We start from the raw sequence: 19,818 nt of genomic DNA on the forward strand, positions 1-19,818 counted from the left end.
ATTTGCCGACAGGCAAGGGCCACGAACAATGTCCACCCATCGCCTATTTTAATGCTATCGATTTATGATCTACATTGAGCCATGCTCACCCATCGACAAGCTTGCATCATATTCAGAACAATCCCTGTTGACTGACGTCAGCAGGGATTTTTTCGTTTAGGGATTTTGGTGGTGATGTCCAGCTTGAGCAGGGGATAAATAAAGCGCCACGCAGTCGCTGTCCTTCAGTGCGATAGATAGGGGCGAATGATGCAACCGCATCGTTTTATGAGCGGGCTAATACCATTCCGCCTAATTATATGATCTAATGTATTCATTATTATTAACTGATTATATTCTTTTGGTGACCTATGAAAAAACATGACTTTTCAGAATTGGCTAAAACACATAAAAGTGTTCGTATGAGACTACGTTATTCTGCATTAGCACACTTTCAAGAAGGCAGCTCTCGTACCGATATCGCTAAGTTTCTTAAAGTGAGTCGTACTAGTGTTAATAAATGGATATCTCAATATCATCAAAATGGATTGGCTGGATTAGTTGATAAAAAGACAACCGGTCGTCCCTTTCGATTATCTGAAGTACAATCACTTCAACTAATTGAATATATTAATGAACATACAAAAAATGATAAGGGTGGTCGATTGGTCGGAACTGATATCCAGTTGTTTATTGCTGAGAATTTTGGTCATGAATATCATCTTTCAAGTGTCTACAAATTACTTCACCGCTTGGGATTTTCATGGATAACCTCTCGTTCTAGACATCCAAAACAGTCCCTTGAAGTTCAAGAAGATTTTAAAAAAATTCCAAATAAAAACGATCCTTAAGATCCCTGGTCATATCTCATTAGATAAAGTCGATATCTGGATACAAGATGAAGCTCGTTTTGGACAACAAAATACCACAACAAAGTTATGGGCTAAAACAGGTAGCAGGCCATTAGCCGTGAAACAGCAACAGTTTGAATATGCTTATTTATTTGGCTCTGTGTGTGTTACCAATGGGCAATCACAAGCGATGGTAATGCCTTATGTGAATAAAGATATTATGCATGCTCACCTTAAACAAATATCGATGAATACCGCCGAAGATCGACATGCAGTTATTATTATGGATGGGGCAGGTTGGCATACAGAAGATCTTGCTATCAACATTAATAACGTGAGCATTATTAAGCTTCCTCCATACTCACCAGAATTAAACCCAATAGAACAAGTATGGAGTTGGTTGCGTCAGCATCATTTAGCTAATCGTTGTTTTAATGGCTATGAATCAATTGTAGATGCTGTTTGTGATGCGTGGAATGACTTTGTTAGTGATAGTCAAAGAGTCATAAAAATGTGTACAAGAGATTGGATGAGTCTGACCAACTAATTATGCGGAATGGTATAAGCTCTGCGTGCCCTGGTGATATCGCGACAGCGATGGGTCATGAGCAATGTCCACCCACGCCAAGCACCTAATTTAAAATAGCTCAACTGGTTCGGGTAGGGCTTTTTTAATGCTATCGACTTATGCTCTACATTGAGCAGTGCTCACCCATCGACTAGCTTACATTATATCCAGAACAATCCCATCAGCAGGGATTTTTCGCTTAGGGCTTTAGTACTAATGCTCTACTTGTGAGTTGCACTGCTTTGAATGAGGTATTGTTTTTGCCATTCTAAATATTGCTTAAAAGGCATTGGTTTTGCAATGAGGTAGCCCTGTATTGCATCAATTTCCATCTCTTTTAATATGTCAAATTGCTGCTGAGTTTCCACACCCTCTGCCACTACTGTTATATCTAAGTTTTTTGCTAGGTTGATAATAGTTTCAACAATACTTAAGCCTGAAGTATTATTTAAAATGTTATCAATAAAACTTTTATCTACTTTCAATTCTTTAACAGGATAAGCATGTAAATGTGACAGGCAAGAATATCCTGTACCAAAGTCATCTATAGAAAAAGAAAATCCTAGTGCTTTTAGCTCTTCCATTTGTTGTAAGGTATGAAGAGGATCATGAGCAAGCATTGATTCTGTAATTTCTAATTTTATTCTAGAAGGTGTAACTTTAAAATTATTGATAATGTTAAGTAATTCAGTTTTTAATGTAGATGAATTAAATTGATTTTGGCTTATATTAATAGAAAGGTTAAATTCACTATCGATAATATCGAGGTGAGTTAACTGGTTCATTAAACGACAAATATCCTGTAAAACTATATTTTGTAACTTTTGAATTAGACCAAATTGTTCTGCAATAGGAATGAAGTCGTTAGGTGCAATAAGTCCTTTTATAGGGTGATTCCAACGTATCAATGCTTCACAACCTGTAATTTTACCTTTGACATCTACTTGGGGTTGAAAGTAAGCACAGAAATCATTGCTATCAATCGCCCTTATTATATCGGTCTCTAGCTCTGTTTGCTTTTCAAGTAAAGTTTGCAAGCGTGAGTCATAGAAACTATAACCATTGCCACCTTTTACTTTAGCGCGATACATGGCTGTATCTGCAAATTTTAAAATATTTTCTACGCTTGAATTTATGTTTTCTATTAAGCATATTCCAATGCTTCCACTTACCTGAAAAGCTAGTGCGCCTATTTGAAATTTTTCATAAAAAACGCGCTGTAGTTTTTGTGCAACTACCGCAGCTTCATTGGTCGCATGTTCATTGTTTTCTCCAATATATTCTAGCAATATAACAAATTCATCTCCGCCTATTCTTGCTAAAGTATCGGATGCCCGCACTACGGAGCTTAGCCTTTTTGTCATTTCTATTAATAGTTCATCACCTGCACTATGCCCTAATGAGTCGTTAATTCTTTTAAAATTATCAATATCTAAAAATAGTAAGGCCCCAGTTTTCTGAGACCGTTTTATTCTTTCTACACAACGAGTTAGACGCTCTGTTAATAATCGTCTGTTGGGTAAATTGGTGAGTGGATCATAGTAGGCTAACTTCTCTATTTCTTTTTCGGCTTTTTTACGCAGGGTAATGTCCCTTGATACCCAAAGTATATGTTTTTTAGGCTCCTCGCCTGGTTGCTCATAAATAATAGGTGTTGTTCGCCCTTCAAAAATAACCAACCCTTTTTGTACTTCAAGTTCATATTCAAATACTTGGACCTCATTACTCACTAATGTTTTTTTGAGGGTTTCCATGATAGCGCTAGCATATTTTTTAGGTAAAATATCATTTACATTCTTATTAATTAATTGCTTTGAAGAGTAAGCTAATAAATCTTCTGATGAACCATAAACATCAAGGTAGACGCCTTCTTCACTTAGCATAAGAGCAGGGTCGGGCATCACCTTGGTAAATGCATTAAGTTTTTTGTTGCTTATTTCAAGATCGTTAATTAAGTTTTCTACTTTATTTAGATGTTGTAATTTTTCCAGTGCAATACTTGAAAAGTTAACAAAATAATCAATGAGTTCTAAGTCTTTTTTAGAAGGTGTTTTAGGATGGTCATGATAAATTGCAAATGATCCTAGCACCTCTGATTGCGAGGAAGTAATAGGAGTAGACCAACAGGATTTAAGATTAAACTTAAGTGCAACTTCTTTGAAGTTTTGCCATAAAGGTGATGTTTCAATATTTTCTACAATAACACGTGAATTTCTATGTGCGGCAGTTCCGCATGAACCCACCGCTTCACCAATATGTACCCCATTGATTATGGCTGAGTATTCAGGATCAATACTTGGGGCTGCACAATGAAAAAGTTGCTTTCCATCGAGTGACAAAATAGAGCATTTAGCAGCCTTATCATCAATAATTTCTTCAATAGCCAAGCAAATATCATCAAAAATTTCATTGAGAGATTCACCTAGCGCAATCTTGGATAGTATGTTTTTTTGATGGGTTAATAAACTACGTTGTCTCTCTGAATCCATATTCCCTCTGCATTTTAATTAATCACGCATTTATTATAGTATAAATATTCAAGCTAACAAAAAAGCATAATAGTTAATTTGTTAAAGCTAAGTTACTGTTTTATTTGTTATAAAATACTGTTTTATAATGTAATTTATTTTTTAGGTTGCAGTGGTATTTTAATGAATGTACTGGTTAGGGGGAGAGTAACGGTCCTAAAGTGATACTGTAAAATAAGTACGTGATGCTGTTGTGTTAAATGAGTCTGTCGAATTGTAATGGTCTCTCCACAGGGACTCGAACCCCGATCATCCGCTTAGGAGGCGGGTGCTCTATCCTGTTGAGCTATAGAGAGATTAATATTTAATTATTATACATAATTATTGTATTGGTTTAATAGTAGCAATGTCATTGATTTGAATATTACTTAAGGGATAGTCATCAAACGTGACTAGTACAGCACTATCAGCATATGCTTCAACCACCTTCATTGCTTGGGTTGATGCAGTTGCCGATTGTCTTTCTATACCAAATTGATCTTTAAAGTTACTTGAGTAAGCAAGTTCAATAATAGTGCCGGGCTGTAACCCATTTTTCATTCCCAAGTTTATTTGTACACTGTCACTAGTGACTGCAACAACTCGAGCCTTGGGTACTACGCACTGTATGTGTTGAGATATGTCTGTATTCGCTTCGGCTAAGCTGCTTAATATAGCCTGTCCGTATTGGTAACCCCAAAATTGTTTACTATTTAAATCGGCATATTCTTCTTTACCATACTGCCATGTCGTTTTTTGTCGGTATTGTTTACTGAATAACAGTTTTCCTTGAAAGGCATCATAGAGATATACCGTCATATAAAAATGTCGTTCTGGATCACTTACCCAATATAATAGTGAATTTTTACTTTCAAATTTAACTGATAAGTCATTAATTTCACCAAATATTACAAATTGACTATCCATTTGAGCTGAAATACTTTTTAGCGTGTCCGTTAGGTTTCTATTATTATATTTTTCGCCTAATTTTAATGGGGTGTCTATGTATCGACGAATGTTGAACAAATTAGGGCTAAGTGATAACTGATTGAAAAAAGTTTCACTTACTTTTTTATGTAAGTCATAAATTTGACCATCAACTGTTTGCTGCGGGACGTTCATGGCAAAGCGACTGACTACCATGGATTTTGGAAATTGACTACCAATACATTGCTGTTCCTTCGCTACGATATTGACTTTGATCGTTACCGTTAATAACTGATTTTTTTCAGTTTCTTCAATAATATTTAAGCCTTTAATTTCACCGCCCGAGTTAAGCATTAACTTATTTTCAACTAAAACACCTTGATTGACTTGCTGTAGGCTTGAAATCGCACCACCCGAGAATAAAAGAGCGTCTTTCACTGCTTTTTTAATCGCCTGTTCACGTGCTTGTTCAATATCATTATTTATAATGGCGCTATTAGCTGTTGCTTGAAACCATTGTGCAGAGATATTAAAAGATGATATTAGCAATAAAAAAAATACAATTTGTCTCATGACATGCTCACCTGCTGAATGGAATCATTAAAAGAGTTGCCATACTTATTGAGATCTCGAACTTACAAAACGGTCAAGTATCTTTAATTTATGGCTATTGATTATTAGTAAGCAAAATATAAACCAACTTTATTTGGATATGCTTTTTAATAGCACAATAAATTTGTATTAAAGTTTTTTTAGTTCCGACCGATAACCTTTTTAGTATAAAAATTTATTATCGAGGCAGGTTTCCATGAAAACGCTATTTATTATATCCACATTGATTCTTCTTTTGCAGGGTTGCTCCTCTTCATCAACCCCTTCACCGGAAGAGGTTGAAATAAAAGAGCAGGCTCGATTGGAGCAGTTACAACATGAGCGACATGCTAGTGATGACTACCTATATTATTATGTGGCTCATTCATTTAGTAATAATAAACCTGATAGTGAAGGCAGTGACCAAGCTGACGTACAAACAGATTCTAATGGTTATGGCCATTTATATACGTTCAACGGTAAAAAATCACTTATATTATCTGAAGTTGTCAGTAAAATGGCAGATCAATTACTTTTTAATTATGAATATCAATTTCAAAACTCTGCTATCGCATTAACTTCATTAGTTGATTTAAACAATCATCAAAATACAAGTTGGTTAGGGCAAACTATTTCTGAGCAATTCATTCATGAGCTACATATTAGAAAGTTACGTGTTATAGATTTTAAATTAACTGGTAATATACAAGTGACTGAAAATGGAGAGTTTGCTATTTCTAGGGACTGGAAAAAACTCAATAACAATGTTGACGTGACTCGTATATTAACGGGGACTATGTCTCGTAATGAAGAAGGTGTAATTGTTAATGTACGTATAGTTAATGCTGCAAGTAGCGTTGTTGAATCCACAAGTAGTGCTTTCATTCCACATAATATATTTGTAGGTGGTCGATATGATTATCGTCCTAAGCAATTCATTTCTCGTAACAGCCAACGTAATGAAAGTAATGCATTAGTCCGCTTAGTTGAGTAAAAAGTATCTCTTCACCATGTTAGATAATTTATTGTTACAAGCAGACTTCGGTCTGCTTTTTTCTCGCTAAATATCGATAGTCGAGTTGGAGGTTGATATTCACTGTAATATTTCCCTTATTTTTTATACTTCCTACCTTTATATTTAAATCTAAAATTCTATTTTTAATATAAAGGTACGTTTATTGCTTGTGTTTATAATCATCGACAATAAACCGGTATAAGGAAAGGAACGACTGCCTTTGCTTATTAATAAAAGAGGAATTTATAATGCTCAGATTGAATCAATATGGTCATTTTATAGCAGCATTACCTGTAGTAGTTAGTGTGTTATTTTTATCTGCTTGTAGCTTGCATAATGTACCTAAAGAAACTGTGGAAGAATATGAGTTTGTAGCAGTTGGGTACGCAACAATGGATGCTCAAAAGGGCGCTACCGATGACATTAAAATGCTTAATGCTATTAAAGCTTCTAAGTTGGAGGCTTATAAAGAATTAGCAGAGCAAGTTTACGGTGTTATGTTAACGTCTGAAAATAGTGTTAAGGAATATCAGCTACAAAGTAACGGCATAAAAGGTAAAGTGAAAGGCTTGGTGAGGGGAGCTAAAGTACTTCGTACCTACCATGAAGATGATTTGTACATTACTGAGTTAGGGCTCAATATGAAAACTCTTCCATTCTTAAAAGATGCTGAATTTGCTGACAGTGAGGCGGTGATAAAAGTGCAAAGCCAAGTTTATTATTAGCTTTAATGGTGTATTAGGGAAGCTATAGCGGCATATGTTGATAGATGGCAGTTCGCTTTATGTTAACTTTCTAATTAAGTCTAGATAGTTAAGTCTAGTCGAATTTTCTTGATTGAAGTTGATAAGGGGCGTTGATAATCAATCTTAGAATCATTAATCAACATTAGGGTCGTTAATTAAACTTAGAGAGTGTAATAAAAACTTCACTTTATTATTTACGTGCGTGTTGCTAACTAACTTTTAATTCGCACGCGTAACCAAGCGATGTTTATAACAGAGAGTTAAGAACAACGTTGGGGGTAATTGAAGGGGGCTTTGGAATGCTATTAGAGCGCTAAGGTAGAGTTAGAGCGTTTATTACGCTTCGATATTTTTACCTAATAAACTTCCGCCGCTGAGTAACCCTTTTTGATCGTAGGTAACACTGTTTTTACCTTTGGCTTGTGTCAGTATTTGCATTAAGTGCTTGTTGCTCTTCATGCTTAATTCTATTAATCGACCGTTAATCGCATTATTTTTTTGGCAAAGCTGCAGATTAGTTTGAATCTCACCTTGTAGTGTCACAAGTTCAGGATCTTGCTGTATAAGAGCTAAATTTTCTGATGTGCTGATCAACTTGTTATAACTATTAATATTTTGTAATAGCTTCTGTTTGTTAAACAACAAAGTGTTAAGCCCATCAAATGACTTTTCTTTTAAACAGTTTTTCTCTTCATCAAGCAGATCATGTAATGCTTGAATTGTTTCTGATAGCTCTGATAGTTGTTTTGTTAGCATTTTTTATTCTTTTAAGTGTAATGTATTAGCTTGAAAATGCTTTGCTAAAATCAGCTTCAAATTTACCTAGCTTTTCAGCTAACTGCTCAGTATTAATTTTATAGTCACCGTTTAATATCGCCGCTTTCAATGTTTCTACGCGTTTCATATTTACCTGGGACTCACTCGATGTTTGCATTTTATTTAAATTCAATGCCTGTGAAGTCAATTGTACAGAGTCTTTACTTGAGCTAGCAGCCGTTTTGTTATCCGCGGCGTTTGTCTCACTTTGTTTTTGAGTTTTATGTTGCTCAACAGAAAGCTTGCTCTGAGGCGTTTGACGGTTGATGTTTATACTCATAATCGTATTCCAATTAGTCTACATAGTTAAGGTATCGGCAGAAATATGGATAACTTTAGCTAAAATGATGACTTTTTTAAAAAGTTACATGTACTTCTTTGAGTGCATAAACAGTACCTACAACGACACGTTGTGTACGCGCATTTTTCACTCTCACAGTACTGCCTATATTACCATCAGTTAACGCAATACCCGAGGCTTTTATTACTAAGCCATTTTGGTTTGCGGTAATTGTCACTTTATCATTTTCACAAACATAGCAAATATCTTTGTGGCGAATACTTTTCTTTGATGATACGTTTCTTTTTAAGCGAACACCTGTTAGCGATTCTGTACTGCTGAACGTACTGCCTCGCACTTGAGATTGGGCTTTATAAATACGTTTAATATTGTCATCATTCAACATTTCTCCCTTATTTAAAGAGTGTCGAGTGACAATTAATGGAATTAAAGTTTGTACTTTGACGCGAATATAAGTGTCCCACTTACTTTCTCCTAGGCAAGATACCTTGACGGCGGTTTTACTTTTGATTTTATCGCCTACAATATGTCCCTGTAATGGCTCGGTACAAATGGCAAAAGTTTGTCGAGATGATAATTCGATAGCTTTGATATAAAGTTTTTTTTCGCCCGTTAGTTCAAAAGTTTGTTGATATTTATCAAAAACTAGAGCCTCTGCAAATTTTTCTATCTCTTTTGAGTAGTTAGAGTCTGCAAAACTGTAAGAAGTGCCTAGACTTAGGACAATTAAAATAAATCGAATCAATTTGCTCACCTCGTGTAAGTGAATTTTATATTGCTGATGCATTATTAAAGATTATAGTATTTTTATAAAAAATAATCATAGCCAGCAACCATAACAAAAAGGAACAGAATATGGCAGGTGTTTTAGACTCGGTTAACCAACGTACTCAGTTGGTAGGTCAAAATAGACTTGAGTTACTGCTTTTTAAGTTAGGTGGCATTCAACGTTATGGTATTAACGTATTCAAAGTAAGAGAAGTCTTACAATGTCCACCACTTACCGCTTTACCTAAACTTCATCCCGCTGTTCGTGGTGTCGCCCATGTGCGAGGGCAGACGATTTCTATTATTGATATGAACCTTGCAACGGGTGGACGTGCAATACAAGATATTCAGGATAGATTTATTATCATTACAGAATATAACCGCTCCATTCAAGGCTTTTTAGTGGGATCGGTTGAACGTATTATTAATATTAACTGGGAAAACATTCTACCACCGCCAAATGGTGTTGGTCGTTACAATTACTTAACCGCAGTTACTGAAATTGATGGCTCTCTTGTCGAAATTTTAGATGTTGAAAAAATTCTAGATGAAATTGCGCCAGTCGATACCGAAGTTACGGCTGAAGTGATCGCCCAGTTACCAATGGAAGAGATGAAGAACAAACGTATTTTAGTTGCAGATGACTCGTCAGTTGCACGTAAACAAATTCAACGTGCTCTTTCAGCGCTTGGTATTGAATGTGACCTTGTTAAGGATGGTAAAGAAGCACTGAATTTCTTAAAAGAAGTGGCTAAGACGCAACCCGTTATTGAAAAATATGCATTGATGATTTCAGATGTAGAAATGCCAGAAATGGATGGATATACCTTAACTGCTGAAGTAAAGTCCCACCCTGATTTGAAAGACTTACATATTATATTGCATACTTCTTTGAGTGGTGTTTTTAATCAAGCGATGGTTGAGAAAGTGGGAGCTGATGATTTTATTGCCAAATTTAATCCTGATGAGTTAGCGTCGGCTGTGCAGAAAGTCATTAACTTAGGCATTAAATAACACCCTTTGAACGAAAATCATCGAAAACAGTTTAATTTACAATAGCTGATAATTATTTTGTCAGCTATTATTTTTTATATATGCCTTAATGGTTAAAAAATTAAGTTGCCATGTCCTCTATACAACAATTAAAAGCGAGTAATAATTAGTGAGAACTATTTCTGATAGCACCTATAAGCAGTTTGCTGGTTTTTTAGAAGTGCAATGTGGCATTGTGTTGGGCGATAACAAGCAATACCTTGTTAAAAGTCGTTTGTTGCCATTAGTGACAGAGTTTAAACTGGAAAGCTTAACTGAACTGATAGAGCAAGCAATGGGCATTCGAAATCGTCAATTACGCACTATGGTTATTGATGCGATGACGACCAATGAAACTCTATGGTTTCGAGATAGATACCCTTTTGAGTTATTAACCAGTAAATTATTTCCTGAGTTTCTTGAAACGAAAAAGAATATAAAAATCTGGTCATCGGCTAGCTCATCTGGTCAAGAAGCTTACTCTATTGCAATGACGGCTTTAGAGTATAAAAAGAGTAAACCTATTAGTAATTTAAGTGTGCAAATAATTGGCACTGATATTTCTGATTCGATGTTGGCACAATGTAAAGCTGCAGAATATGATAATTTAGCGCTATCTCGAGGTTTGTCTGATACTCGTAAACGTCAATTTTTTGTGCCTGCAGGCAGTGACGGAAATAAAATGCAAATTAAACCTGAGGTCAAAACTTTGACTTCCTTTAAAAGCTTAAATTTATTGGATAGCTACGGCTCGCTAGGTAAGTTTGATATTATTTTTTGCCGTAACGTACTTATCTATTTTGCGAACGACGTGAAATCAAAAATATTGAATCAGTTTGCATCTGCTTTAAATCCTGGTGGATACCTTATTCTCGGGGCTTCTGAATCATTAAATGGATTAACTGACCGGTTTGAAATGGTACGTTGCAATCCTGGTATTATTTATAAACTAAAAAGCAAGTAAGTCTTTGTTTGCCACTTTTTTGGTAGAGGGGCAGTTTTTGCCTCTTTGCCATAAAAACGTTAAGTCGATTAGCTTAACTGTATTATTCATTCTGTTAACCATCAATATATGGGCTTATCTAGCCTTTATATCTTCTTCAATATCGATTCACCCACACAAACTCCCTGTTATTTACTATTAAATACTCACAACTCTAATTTTTTATTAATTAATTATCTTTGATATTTCTTTTTGGCACATGCTTTGCATTTGTAATAACAAAGGAGAAAATTATGGCGATTAACTTTGAAAAAGCATTAGGCATGCATCAGCACACGTTAGGCATTCGATCACGTCGTACTGAAATTTTAGCTTCTAATATCTCAAATGCTGATACACCTAATTACAAAGCAAAAGATATTAACTTTAAAGACGCACTCAATGCGGCAAAGTCCGGTGCAGGTGTTTCACTTAACCGTACCGATAGCGCTCATAATTTAGGCTTCTCAACTTCAATGGCTCAAAATGGTCTGTTATTCCGTAATACAAATCAGCCAGATACCGGTGATGGTAATACAGTAGATTTAGAAGTTGAACGTAATTTGTTTATGAAAAACAGCTTGGAATACCAAGCCAGTTTAGATTTCTTAAATAGCAAAATATCAGGGCTTCGCACAGCGATCAAAGGCCAATAATAGCGTGTCAGGGGAACTACTATGAGTTTATTAAAAGTATTAGATGTAGCCGGAACTGGCATGAGTGCACAATCTGTTCGCTTAAATACAACCGCCAGTAACTTGGCGAATGCAAACAGTGTTAGCAGTAATATCGACGAAACCTATAAAGCGAGACACCCTGTATTTGCTGCTGAGTTAAATAGAGCAATGGGTGGCTTAGACAGTAGTGTTGGTGTCAAAGTACAGGGCATTGTTGAAAGTACTGCTGAATTAAATCAAGAATATGCACCTAATCACCCTAAAGCCGATGAAAATGGTTTTATTTATCACTCCAATGTCAATGTGATGGAAGAGATGGCTAATATGATCAGTGCTTCTCGTTCATACCAAACTAATGTGCAAATTGCAGAAGCGGCAAAACAAATGTTGAATCGCACATTGCAATTAGGCAAAGCGTAAGGATATCTAGATGACTACTATCACTTCATCATCGTTTAATTTTACAACGCCTTTATCCGAAGAACAGGTTAATGCAAACTCTGAGATCGATGCAGAGCAGCAATTGAGTCAAGAAGATTTCTTCTCTCTATTATCACAACAGCTCGCTTTTCAAGACCCTTTTTCTCCCGTTGATAACTCAGAAATGATTGCGCAAATGGCTTCGTTTACGACCGCCGAGGGGATTGCCACTATGGGCAGTGAATTTGCAGGCATTAAAGAAGTATTAAACTCTAGCCAAGCATTAGAAGCTTCATCATTAGTGGGTAAAAAAGTATTAATACCAAGCGACCAAGCTTATTTAACTGAAGGTGGTACTGCTTCAGGCTCATTAACAACAACAACCGGTGCTTATAATGCCTCGGTATCCATTACCGATAAAACCGGCAATATTATTCGTACCTTGACCTTAGGTGATGTTGGGGCGGGTAATCAACGTTTTGACTGGGATGGTTTAGATTCACAGGGAAATCCTGCACCGGCTGGAACCTATACATTTGCTGCCAATGGTATGGTGAATGGTCAAGGTGAAGCATTAACAACGGCTTCCTATGCGCATGTAGAAAGTGTGAGCTTAGGTGGTGGGACTGCTAGCGTCTACTTAAATCTAAAAGGTTTAGGCGGAATTGAACTTAAAGATGCAATTGAAGTTGCAGAAAACATATAACTAAGAGGAAGTCACTATGTCATTTAATGTAGCATTAAGCGGAATTGCGGCAGCTCAGACTGATTTAGACACAACGTCAAATAATATTGCAAATGTAAATACCGTTGGTTTTAAAGAGTCTCGCGCCGAGTTCGATAGCGTTTACGCAAACTCTCTATTTTCTAACAGTGCGACCAAAGTGGGTGACGGTACTTCCGTTGCTGCCGTTGCACAGCAATTTCACCAAGGAAGTTTAAAATTTACTGATAATCCGTTGGATCTAGCTATTACAGGTAGTGGGTTCTTTGCCACGGCCAGTGGTATTGACGATAAAGATTTAAGTTATACGCGTGCCGGTACTTTTAAATTAAATGATGAAAATTATATTGTTGATAACAGCGGCAATTACTTACAAGCTTTTCCTGTTAATGATGATGGGACTTCTTCATCAGTTAGTTTAAGTACAACAGGACCGATTCAATTGCCAGAAACAGCAGGCTCCCCTGAAGCCACTTCTAGTGTAAAAATAAGTTTAAATTTACCTGCTGGTGATGAAGCTCTAGATCCTTCTAAGTTTAATCCTAAAGACCCTAGTACCTATAATAACGCTACTTCTGTGACTATTTATGATTCATTGGGTGAAGCGCGTACGATGAATACTTATTATGTTAAACCAGAAAATGCTTCTGCAGATGGCAAGAGCCAATGGTTAGCTTATATGACGATTGATGGCGTTCCAATCGACCCTAAAAATGCGTCTGACACTATTGGCTATAAATATGATACTGCAGGTGCTACTAATGCGGATGGTGAGGTGATTGGAGATGGTAAATTTGATACCAAACAGATTGTTGATACAGATGGTAATCCAGTACTAGATGCAGATAATAATCCCACATATAGCTCATTAACGAAAAGTACAGAATATTCTTTTACAAACGATGATGGTTCTGTTACCGCTCAACATGGCATCGTTCTTAGTTTTGACTCTTCTGGTAAGTATTTAACTAGTAGCCCTGAAGTACTTGAATTTGAAGAACTTGGACAAAATGGGGCTGGGTTGTTGAAACAAGGAACAGATGGAGAGCAAAATATTGTACTTTCTTTTGATGACCCTACACAATATGCTTCATCATTTGGGGTGACTTCATTAGAACAAGATGGTTTAACTGTCGGTCGTTTGACTGGCGTTGAAATTGGTAATGATGGATTAATTAAAGCCTCTTACAGTAACGGTACCTCTGATCCTATTGCGCGTGTTGCTATGGTGCGTTTTCGTAATGAACAGGGTTTAGCACAAACTGGTTCAAGCTGGAGTGCTTCGCAAAGTTCTGGTGATCCTATTGCAGGGGAAGGTGGCGAAGGTTCATTTGGTCTCATTAACTCTGCTGCCCTAGAGCAATCTAATGTTGATTTAACAACTGAGCTGGTGGACTTAATTTCTGCGCAACGTAACTTCCAAGCTAACTCTCGTTCATTAGAGATCAGTAACGAATTACAACAAACTATTTTACAAATTCGTTAATTTTATAAATTAGTTAATGATTCCTAAAACGCACCTTTCTCGGTGCGTTTTTATTGTATAAAAAGTCAACGCTTACATTCTTTAAATGCTTCAAACTTTTAGTTTTTTAACCTTTTAACCTCTTAGCCTCCTAAACTACATGTGTCTCTACACTCCCATATTTTAAGTTCTAAATATAAACAACTAAAAACTGAACCTTCTCCACCCCTAACTTTATCTATATTTGCTGCTCAGCTTCCTCATTTTTATTTTGTTGGCATAACGATTGCATTTATGAATGTATCAAGAAAAAACACAATAAATAATGCGGCAATTGCCATTGTTATGAATTAAGCGGTTAATAGTTAAGGAAGTCAAAATGGATAATTTTCTTTATGTTTCAATGTCAGGCGCTAAAGAGACCATGAATGCGTTAGCTATTCACAGTAATAACTTAGCAAATGCCAGTAAAACAGGGTTTAAGGCCAGTTTTGAGCAAGCTCGTAGTATGCAAGTTCACGGGCAAGGCTTACCAACACGAGTCTTTGCGCTTACTGAATCACCAGGACAAAATTTTGACAGCGGCATTGTTCATGATACCGGACGAGAGTTAGATGTTGCCGTAGAAGGTGAGGGGTGGTTTGTTGTTAAATCCGAAGCGGGTGACGAAGGGTTAACACGTAGTGGTGATTTTAATATCACTGCAGAAGGCTTTTTAATTGACGCCAATGGCCAAGAAGTAATGGATGAAACCGGTAATAATATTTATATCCCGATGCCCATTGAAAAATTCAATATTCGTAAAGACGGCATGATTGAGGTTCGCCCTGAAGGTGCACCTGCCGATGGAATGGAAGATATCGCTAAATTAAAATTAGTTAATCCAGATATCAAAGATTTAATGCGTGGTTCAGATGGTTTATTCCGCCGTATTGATGGTCAACCGTTACAAGTTTCAAATGATGTGGTTGTCGCTAACGGTGCTCTAGAGTCATCAAACGTTAATTTAAGTAGTGAGTTAACCAGTTTAATTAACTTACAACGTAGTTTTGAAATGCAAATTAAGATGATGAAAAAAGCCGAAGAGATAGATAAAAGTTCTGAATCTCTACTTCGAATGTCTTAAGTCATTAGTCTACGCATTATTAAAGAATTTTAAGGAGAAAGGTTATGCATTCCGCTTTATGGATCAGTAAAACAGGGTTAGATGCACAGCAAACTAACGTCGCGACTATTTCAAATAACTTAGCCAATGCAAGTACCGTTGGTTTTAAAAAGAGTCGTGCTATTTTTGAAGATCTGTTATATCAAACGGTTAACCAACCGGGTGCTAATGAAACACAAAATACTAAGCTGCCTTCGGGATTAATGCTTGGTTCTGGTGCAAAGGTTGTCGCGGTACAAAAGAACTTTACACAGGGTAATGCGTTAACCACTAATAACTCCTTAGATGTGATGATTGATGGTCGTGGTTTTTTTGAAATAGAAATGCCAGATGGAAGTTCATCGTATACGCGTAACGGTCAATTCATGCTTAATGAAGAAGGGGTCATGGTAACGCCAGGTTCTGGTTATCCATTATTACCACAAATTCAAATTCCTGAAAATGCGCAAACGATTAGTATTGGTGCTGAAGGTGAAGTATCAGTGAGTATTGCCGGTCAAGCCGAAAACCAAGTGGTTGGGCAATTAAATGTGAATGATTTTATTAACTCATCTGGTTTAGAGCCTTTAGGGCAAAATTTATACGCAGAAACAGGGGCTTCTGGAGCACCTATTGAAGGCGTACCTGGTGGTGACGGATTAGGTTTTATTCGTCAGGGAATGTTGGAAACGTCTAATGTTAACGTAACAGAAGAACTGGTTAACTTGATCGAGAGTCAGCGTGTATACGAAATGAACTCAAAAGTAATTTCAGCGGTTGATGAAATGCTCTCTTACGTTAGCCAACAGTTATAAATAGGTGGTTAATATGAGAAATATTATAATTTTATGTGCAATATTTAGCGTTGTAGGTTGTACTTCACTACCCAATCAAGAAGTGAAGAATGACCCTGAATATGCACCGGTAGAGCCACTTGAAGCAGACTTAAATGTGGTCACTACAGGGTCTTTATTTCAAGAGAGTTATGCTAATAACCTTTATTCAGATATTAAAGCGCATCGCGTTGGCGACATTATCACCGTGAATCTAGAAGAATCAACCAAGGCCACTAAACAAGCTGGCACCAGTTTGGATAAAAGTAACTCGTATAAAATGAGTGTCGACGATATTACGTTACCTAGTGGCTCACTTGTACCTGGTTTTGGCTTGGGAGGGGGTATTTCTCAAAACAGTGGTTTTGCCGGAGATGCCGATGCAGACCAAAGCAATAGTTTAAAAGGCAGTATCACAGTTAACGTAACACGCGTTTTAAGTAATGGTAATTTAGAAATTCGCGGTGAAAAATGGTTGATGTTAAATAATGGTGAAGAGTTTGTGCGCATACGTGGCGTCATTCGCTCCGAAGATGTTAGTTCTGATAACTCGGTTTCATCAACTCATGTTGCCAATGCTCGCATTCAGTATGGCGGCACCGGCACCTTTGCTAATACACAAAGCCAAGGTTGGTTAACTGCATTCTTTAATGGCCCTTATTGGCCGTTCTAAAAGTCATTTATTTGCATCAGCGATATTATTTACATAAGCGATAAGGTAAGGAGAGTCATATGCTATTTTCATCAAAAGGAACAGCGAACTGTTTTTTTTCAGCATGCTTAGGTTTAACCCTATCGCTGTTGGTTAATACAGCGGATGCAGCGAGAATCAAAGATATTGCCAGTGTGCAAGGGGTTCGAAGCAACCAATTAGTTGGATATGGTTTGGTAGTCGGTTTACCGGGCACCGGGGAAAAAAGTAGTAAATTTACTGAGCAAGCCTTCGCCACCATGTTAAGAAATTTTGGGATCAATATTCCACAAGGTCAAACTTTAAAGATTAAAAATGTTGCGCCAGTGGCGATCACTGCGGAATTAAAAGCCTTTGCTAAACGAGGTCAGAAAATTGACATCACTGTGTCAGCAATTGGTGAAGCAAAAAGTTTACGTGGGGGGGAGTTGTTACAGACCTTTTTGAAAGGGGTTGATGGTAAGGTTTATGCGCTAGCACAGGGGAGTCTTGTTGTTGGAGGGCTTGGCGCTGAAGGTGCTGACGGTTCGAAAGTGGTGATCAATACACCTACCGTTGGTCGTATTGCAAATGGTGCCATTGTTGAGCGAGAAGTTATTTCTCCTTTTGGACAGGGCGATACTATTACTTTTAACCTGCATGACTCTGATTTTACTACGGCAAAATTGATGGCAGATACGATTAATAACTTAGTGGGTCCTAATACCGCCAGTTTATTAGATGCAACGTCAGTTCAGGTGTTAGCGCCGCGTAATATCTCACAACGTGTTTCTTATTTATCAACACTAGAAAATTTAGAATTTAGTCCTGCCCGCTCAGGGGCAAAAATCATTGTTAACTCGCGTACTGGTACAATAGTGGTAGGCCAAGATGTTCGATTATTACCAACGGCTATTACTCATGGCGGTATTAGTGTCACGATTAGTGAAAATAAAGAAGTCGTGCAACCTAACCCATTTGCTGGTGGTGATACTGAAGTAGTTGAAAATAGTATTGTTAATGTTACTCAGGAAGATAGCCGTATGTTTCGATTTGATACTGGAATTAGTCTAAATGATTTAGTGCGTGCAGTGAATGAAGTAGGGCTTGCGCCTGGTGATTTAATGGCGATACTAGAAGCATTAAAACAAGCGGGTGCGTTACAAGGTGAGCTAGTTATTATTTAATCTTTATCGGTAATGGATTCATTTACACGTGTACAAAAAAGTATGCGGATACAAAAAAGGGAAAACCAATGGTTTTCCCTTTTTACGTTAAGGGCTATCGCGTGATCAATATCAGCAAGTCGCTCTTAAACTATTTTTCTCTATGCTTATTACAAGGTCATTGCCGCTATCCAACCAAAGGCGATTAACGGTAGATTGTAATGTAGAAAAGTTGGAATAACAGTGTCACGAATATGATCATGTTCACCATCAGCATTAAGGCCGGACGTTGGTCCTAATGTTGAGTCAGATGCTGGTGAACCGGCGTCACCCAATGCAGCCGCTGTTCCTACCAATGCAATAATGGCCATTGGAGAGAAGCCAAATGCTATCGCTAGTGGGACATAAATAGTGGCAATAATAGGAATAGTTGAAAACGAAGAGCCTATACCCATGGTGACTAATAATCCAATCACTAGCATTAATATTGCAGCTAAGGATTTGTTCTCACCAATACCTGAAGATAATGCTTCTACTAATGTTTCCACACTGCCAGTTGCTTTCATTACTGCGGCAAAACCTGCAGCGGCAATCATGATAAAACCAATCATTGCCATCATGTGTACACCTTTAGTGAATACATCATGGGTCTCTTTCCAAGCAATGACGCCACCCACGGTGAATACACTGAATCCCGCTAGCGAACCAACAATCATTGACCCCGTTAATAGTTGTACAGTTAAGGTTGCAATAATTGCTACTAAAGCAACAATAATATGGCGTTTATCTAGTGCCTTGAATTCTGCAGCTTTTGAATTAGCTACTTTTTCTTGGTATATACGCGGTTTACGGTAACTAATAAAAACAGCTGTTAATAAACCCACAATCATGCCCATAGCAGGTAAAAGCATCGCTGTCGGTACCTGTGCTGCTGTGACCTCTAAGCCATTGTCATGTAAGTTTTTTAAAAGAATGTTATTTAAGAAAATACCACCAAAACCGATGGGTAACACCATGTAAGGAGTCACTAAACCAAAGGTTAGAATACAAGCTGCTAAACGTCTGTCCACTCGTAATTTATTAAGCACACCCAGTAACGGCGGTATTAAGATAGGGATAAATGCGATATGCACAGGGATCACATTTTGTGATGCGATAGTCATCAATAGGATAACGGTAAATACAGTGTATTTGATGGTTGTAGACACTTGTTGTGTCTGCTCTCCGTTTAAGCGTTTAATAATCGCTTGTGATAATAAATCAGTAATACCTGATTTAGAAATCGCAACGGCAAAGGCACCTAACATAGCATAGCTCAATGCAATAGTTGCACCGCCACCTAGGCCACTTTCAAATGCAGAGATGGTATCAGGCAGAGATAAACCAGCCGTTAAACCTCCAATTAGAGCACTGAGTGTCAGTGCAATAACAACATTAATGCGCATCATGGATAAAATAAGCATGATACATACCGCCAGTAAAACAGGGTTAAGCATAACTATTCCTTGTGGGTAGGGTAAAAATCGCAGGCATTCTACGTGATGCGGCGCTACTTTGCTGAGAAAACTAACCTCCTTTTTATTATTAATCAGAAAAAAGGTAGTTATAGTTCTAATTGGAACTGTTGGCACCTATT

At 37.2% G+C, this 19,818-nt stretch carries 19 protein-coding genes and 1 tRNA gene; 13 read left to right on the forward strand and 7 right to left on the reverse strand.

Annotation, left to right across the window (positions count from 1 at the left end):
* The first annotated feature begins 350 nt into the window (after nt 1-350).
* Nucleotides 351-1,377 (forward strand): IS630 family transposase gene (locus MT390_RS18940; protein WP_499442742.1). Its coding sequence is split into 2 segments (ribosomal slippage): nt 351-800 and nt 802-1,377, totalling 1,026 coding nucleotides; the frame shifts between segments, so codons are not numbered across the junction.
* Between the two features lie 242 nt (nt 1,378-1,619).
* On the opposite strand, the gene MT390_RS18945 is transcribed toward MT390_RS18940, so the two are convergent.
* From MT390_RS18945 to MT390_RS18955, 3 genes are all read right to left on the reverse strand, one after another.
* Complete coding sequence (locus MT390_RS18945; protein ID WP_499442743.1) at nt 1,620-3,887, reverse strand: sensor domain-containing phosphodiesterase; 2,268 nt, start codon at nt 3,885-3,887, stop codon at nt 1,620-1,622.
* Nucleotides 3,888-4,146: 259 nt separating this feature from the next.
* Nucleotides 4,147-4,222 (reverse strand) — tRNA-Arg (locus tag MT390_RS18950).
* Between the two features lie 25 nt (nt 4,223-4,247).
* The gene (locus MT390_RS18955) at nt 4,248-5,405 is read right to left on the reverse strand and encodes a flagellar assembly protein T N-terminal domain-containing protein (protein WP_499442744.1); all 1,158 of its coding nucleotides are present in this window, start codon (nt 5,403-5,405) and stop codon (nt 4,248-4,250) included.
* A 235-nt stretch (nt 5,406-5,640) separates the two neighbouring features.
* Between MT390_RS18955 and MT390_RS18960 the strand changes: the two genes are divergently transcribed.
* Nucleotides 5,641-6,417, forward strand: coding sequence for a FlgO family outer membrane protein (locus tag MT390_RS18960; protein ID WP_299668677.1), 777 nt, complete (start codon nt 5,641-5,643; stop codon nt 6,415-6,417).
* A 269-nt stretch (nt 6,418-6,686) separates the two neighbouring features.
* Complete coding sequence (locus MT390_RS18965) at nt 6,687-7,163, forward strand: LPP20 family lipoprotein (RefSeq protein ID WP_166371481.1); 477 nt, start codon at nt 6,687-6,689, stop codon at nt 7,161-7,163.
* Nucleotides 7,164-7,520: 357 nt separating this feature from the next.
* Here MT390_RS18965 and flgN read toward each other — a convergent pair whose 3' ends face one another.
* The 3 genes from flgN to flgA form a co-directional block, all read right to left on the reverse strand.
* Complete coding sequence (flgN, locus tag MT390_RS18970) at nt 7,521-7,940, reverse strand: flagellar export chaperone FlgN (protein WP_499442745.1); 420 nt, start codon at nt 7,938-7,940, stop codon at nt 7,521-7,523.
* 25 nt (nt 7,941-7,965) lie between these two features.
* Complete coding sequence (gene flgM / locus MT390_RS18975) at nt 7,966-8,280, reverse strand: flagellar biosynthesis anti-sigma factor FlgM (RefSeq protein WP_166371485.1); 315 nt, start codon at nt 8,278-8,280, stop codon at nt 7,966-7,968.
* Between the two features lie 76 nt (nt 8,281-8,356).
* Nucleotides 8,357-9,046 carry a flagellar basal body P-ring formation chaperone FlgA gene (gene flgA / locus MT390_RS18980; RefSeq protein ID WP_240923606.1) on the reverse strand — a complete coding sequence of 230 codons (690 nt, stop codon included), beginning with the start codon at nt 9,044-9,046 and terminating at the stop codon, nt 8,357-8,359.
* A gap of 110 nt (nt 9,047-9,156) precedes the next feature.
* Here flgA and MT390_RS18985 point away from each other — a divergent pair, with 110 nt between their 5' ends.
* The 10 genes from MT390_RS18985 to MT390_RS19030 all read left to right on the forward strand — a co-directional run bounded on the left by MT390_RS18985 (nt 9,157) and on the right by MT390_RS19030 (nt 18,203).
* A complete protein-coding gene (locus tag MT390_RS18985; protein WP_166371489.1) occupies nt 9,157-10,083 on the forward strand; it encodes a chemotaxis protein CheV in 927 nt (308 codons plus the stop codon).
* 148 nt (nt 10,084-10,231) lie between these two features.
* Complete coding sequence (locus MT390_RS18990; RefSeq protein ID WP_166371491.1) at nt 10,232-11,065, forward strand: CheR family methyltransferase; 834 nt, start codon at nt 10,232-10,234, stop codon at nt 11,063-11,065.
* Nucleotides 11,066-11,337: 272 nt separating this feature from the next.
* Nucleotides 11,338-11,739, forward strand: a complete 402-nt coding sequence (gene flgB, locus MT390_RS18995) for a flagellar basal body rod protein FlgB (RefSeq protein ID WP_299668661.1) — start codon at nt 11,338-11,340, stop codon at nt 11,737-11,739.
* A gap of 21 nt (nt 11,740-11,760) precedes the next feature.
* Nucleotides 11,761-12,180, forward strand: a complete 420-nt coding sequence (gene flgC / locus MT390_RS19000; protein ID WP_166371495.1) for a flagellar basal body rod protein FlgC — start codon at nt 11,761-11,763, stop codon at nt 12,178-12,180.
* A 10-nt stretch (nt 12,181-12,190) separates the two neighbouring features.
* On the forward strand, nt 12,191-12,886 hold the full coding sequence (locus MT390_RS19005; protein ID WP_499442748.1) for a flagellar hook assembly protein FlgD: 696 nt from the start codon (nt 12,191-12,193) through the stop codon (nt 12,884-12,886).
* A 16-nt stretch (nt 12,887-12,902) separates the two neighbouring features.
* Nucleotides 12,903-14,390: a flagellar hook protein FlgE gene (locus tag MT390_RS19010; protein ID WP_499442749.1), complete on the forward strand. Its 1,488-nt coding sequence runs from the start codon at nt 12,903-12,905 to the stop codon at nt 14,388-14,390.
* Between the two features lie 358 nt (nt 14,391-14,748).
* Entirely contained in the window at nt 14,749-15,495 is a 747-nt protein-coding gene (locus tag MT390_RS19015) for a flagellar basal body rod protein FlgF (protein WP_499442750.1), read from the forward strand.
* A gap of 44 nt (nt 15,496-15,539) precedes the next feature.
* Entirely contained in the window at nt 15,540-16,328 is a 789-nt protein-coding gene (gene flgG, locus MT390_RS19020) for a flagellar basal-body rod protein FlgG (RefSeq protein WP_166371503.1), read from the forward strand.
* 13 nt (nt 16,329-16,341) lie between these two features.
* Nucleotides 16,342-17,019: a flagellar basal body L-ring protein FlgH gene (gene flgH, locus MT390_RS19025; RefSeq protein ID WP_499442752.1), complete on the forward strand. Its 678-nt coding sequence runs from the start codon at nt 16,342-16,344 to the stop codon at nt 17,017-17,019.
* A gap of 59 nt (nt 17,020-17,078) precedes the next feature.
* Entirely contained in the window at nt 17,079-18,203 is a 1,125-nt protein-coding gene (locus MT390_RS19030; protein ID WP_299668641.1) for a flagellar basal body P-ring protein FlgI, read from the forward strand.
* 149 nt (nt 18,204-18,352) lie between these two features.
* Here the strand turns inward: MT390_RS19030 and MT390_RS19035 are convergent, their stop codons facing one another.
* Nucleotides 18,353-19,678 carry a Na+/H+ antiporter family protein gene (locus MT390_RS19035; RefSeq protein ID WP_499442754.1) on the reverse strand — a complete coding sequence of 442 codons (1,326 nt, stop codon included), beginning with the start codon at nt 19,676-19,678 and terminating at the stop codon, nt 18,353-18,355.
* Between the last annotated feature and the right edge of the window lie 140 nt (nt 19,679-19,818).

Source organism: Vibrio sp. 2-Bac 85 (assembly GCF_037546705.1).
GTDB lineage: Bacteria > Pseudomonadota > Gammaproteobacteria > Enterobacterales > Psychromonadaceae > Psychromonas.

Bases quoted from the DNA above. Each gene is read 5' to 3' on its own strand.
- MT390_RS19015 (WP_499442750.1), top strand. From the start codon at position 14,749: ATGGATAATTTTCTTTATGTTTCAATGTCAGGCGCTAAAGAGACCATG.
- flgM (WP_166371485.1), bottom strand. From the start codon at position 8,280: ATGAGTATAAACATCAACCGTCAAACGCCTCAGAGCAAGCTTTCTGTT.
- flgC (WP_166371495.1), top strand. From the start codon at position 11,761: ATGAGTTTATTAAAAGTATTAGATGTAGCCGGAACTGGCATGAGTGCA.
- MT390_RS19005 (WP_499442748.1), top strand. From the start codon at position 12,191: ATGACTACTATCACTTCATCATCGTTTAATTTTACAACGCCTTTATCC.
- MT390_RS18985 (WP_166371489.1), top strand. From the start codon at position 9,157: ATGGCAGGTGTTTTAGACTCGGTTAACCAACGTACTCAGTTGGTAGGT.
- MT390_RS19035 (WP_499442754.1), bottom strand. From the start codon at position 19,678: ATGCTTAACCCTGTTTTACTGGCGGTATGTATCATGCTTATTTTATCC.
- flgH (WP_499442752.1), top strand. From the start codon at position 16,342: ATGAGAAATATTATAATTTTATGTGCAATATTTAGCGTTGTAGGTTGT.
- flgG (WP_166371503.1), top strand. From the start codon at position 15,540: ATGCATTCCGCTTTATGGATCAGTAAAACAGGGTTAGATGCACAGCAA.
- MT390_RS18955 (WP_499442744.1), bottom strand. From the start codon at position 5,405: ATGAGACAAATTGTATTTTTTTTATTGCTAATATCATCTTTTAATATC.
- MT390_RS19030 (WP_299668641.1), top strand. From the start codon at position 17,079: ATGCTATTTTCATCAAAAGGAACAGCGAACTGTTTTTTTTCAGCATGC.
- flgN (WP_499442745.1), bottom strand. From the start codon at position 7,940: ATGCTAACAAAACAACTATCAGAGCTATCAGAAACAATTCAAGCATTA.
- flgB (WP_299668661.1), top strand. From the start codon at position 11,338: ATGGCGATTAACTTTGAAAAAGCATTAGGCATGCATCAGCACACGTTA.
- MT390_RS18960 (WP_299668677.1), top strand. From the start codon at position 5,641: ATGAAAACGCTATTTATTATATCCACATTGATTCTTCTTTTGCAGGGT.
- MT390_RS18945 (WP_499442743.1), bottom strand. From the start codon at position 3,887: ATGGATTCAGAGAGACAACGTAGTTTATTAACCCATCAAAAAAACATA.
- MT390_RS18965 (WP_166371481.1), top strand. From the start codon at position 6,687: ATGCTCAGATTGAATCAATATGGTCATTTTATAGCAGCATTACCTGTA.
- MT390_RS19010 (WP_499442749.1), top strand. From the start codon at position 12,903: ATGTCATTTAATGTAGCATTAAGCGGAATTGCGGCAGCTCAGACTGAT.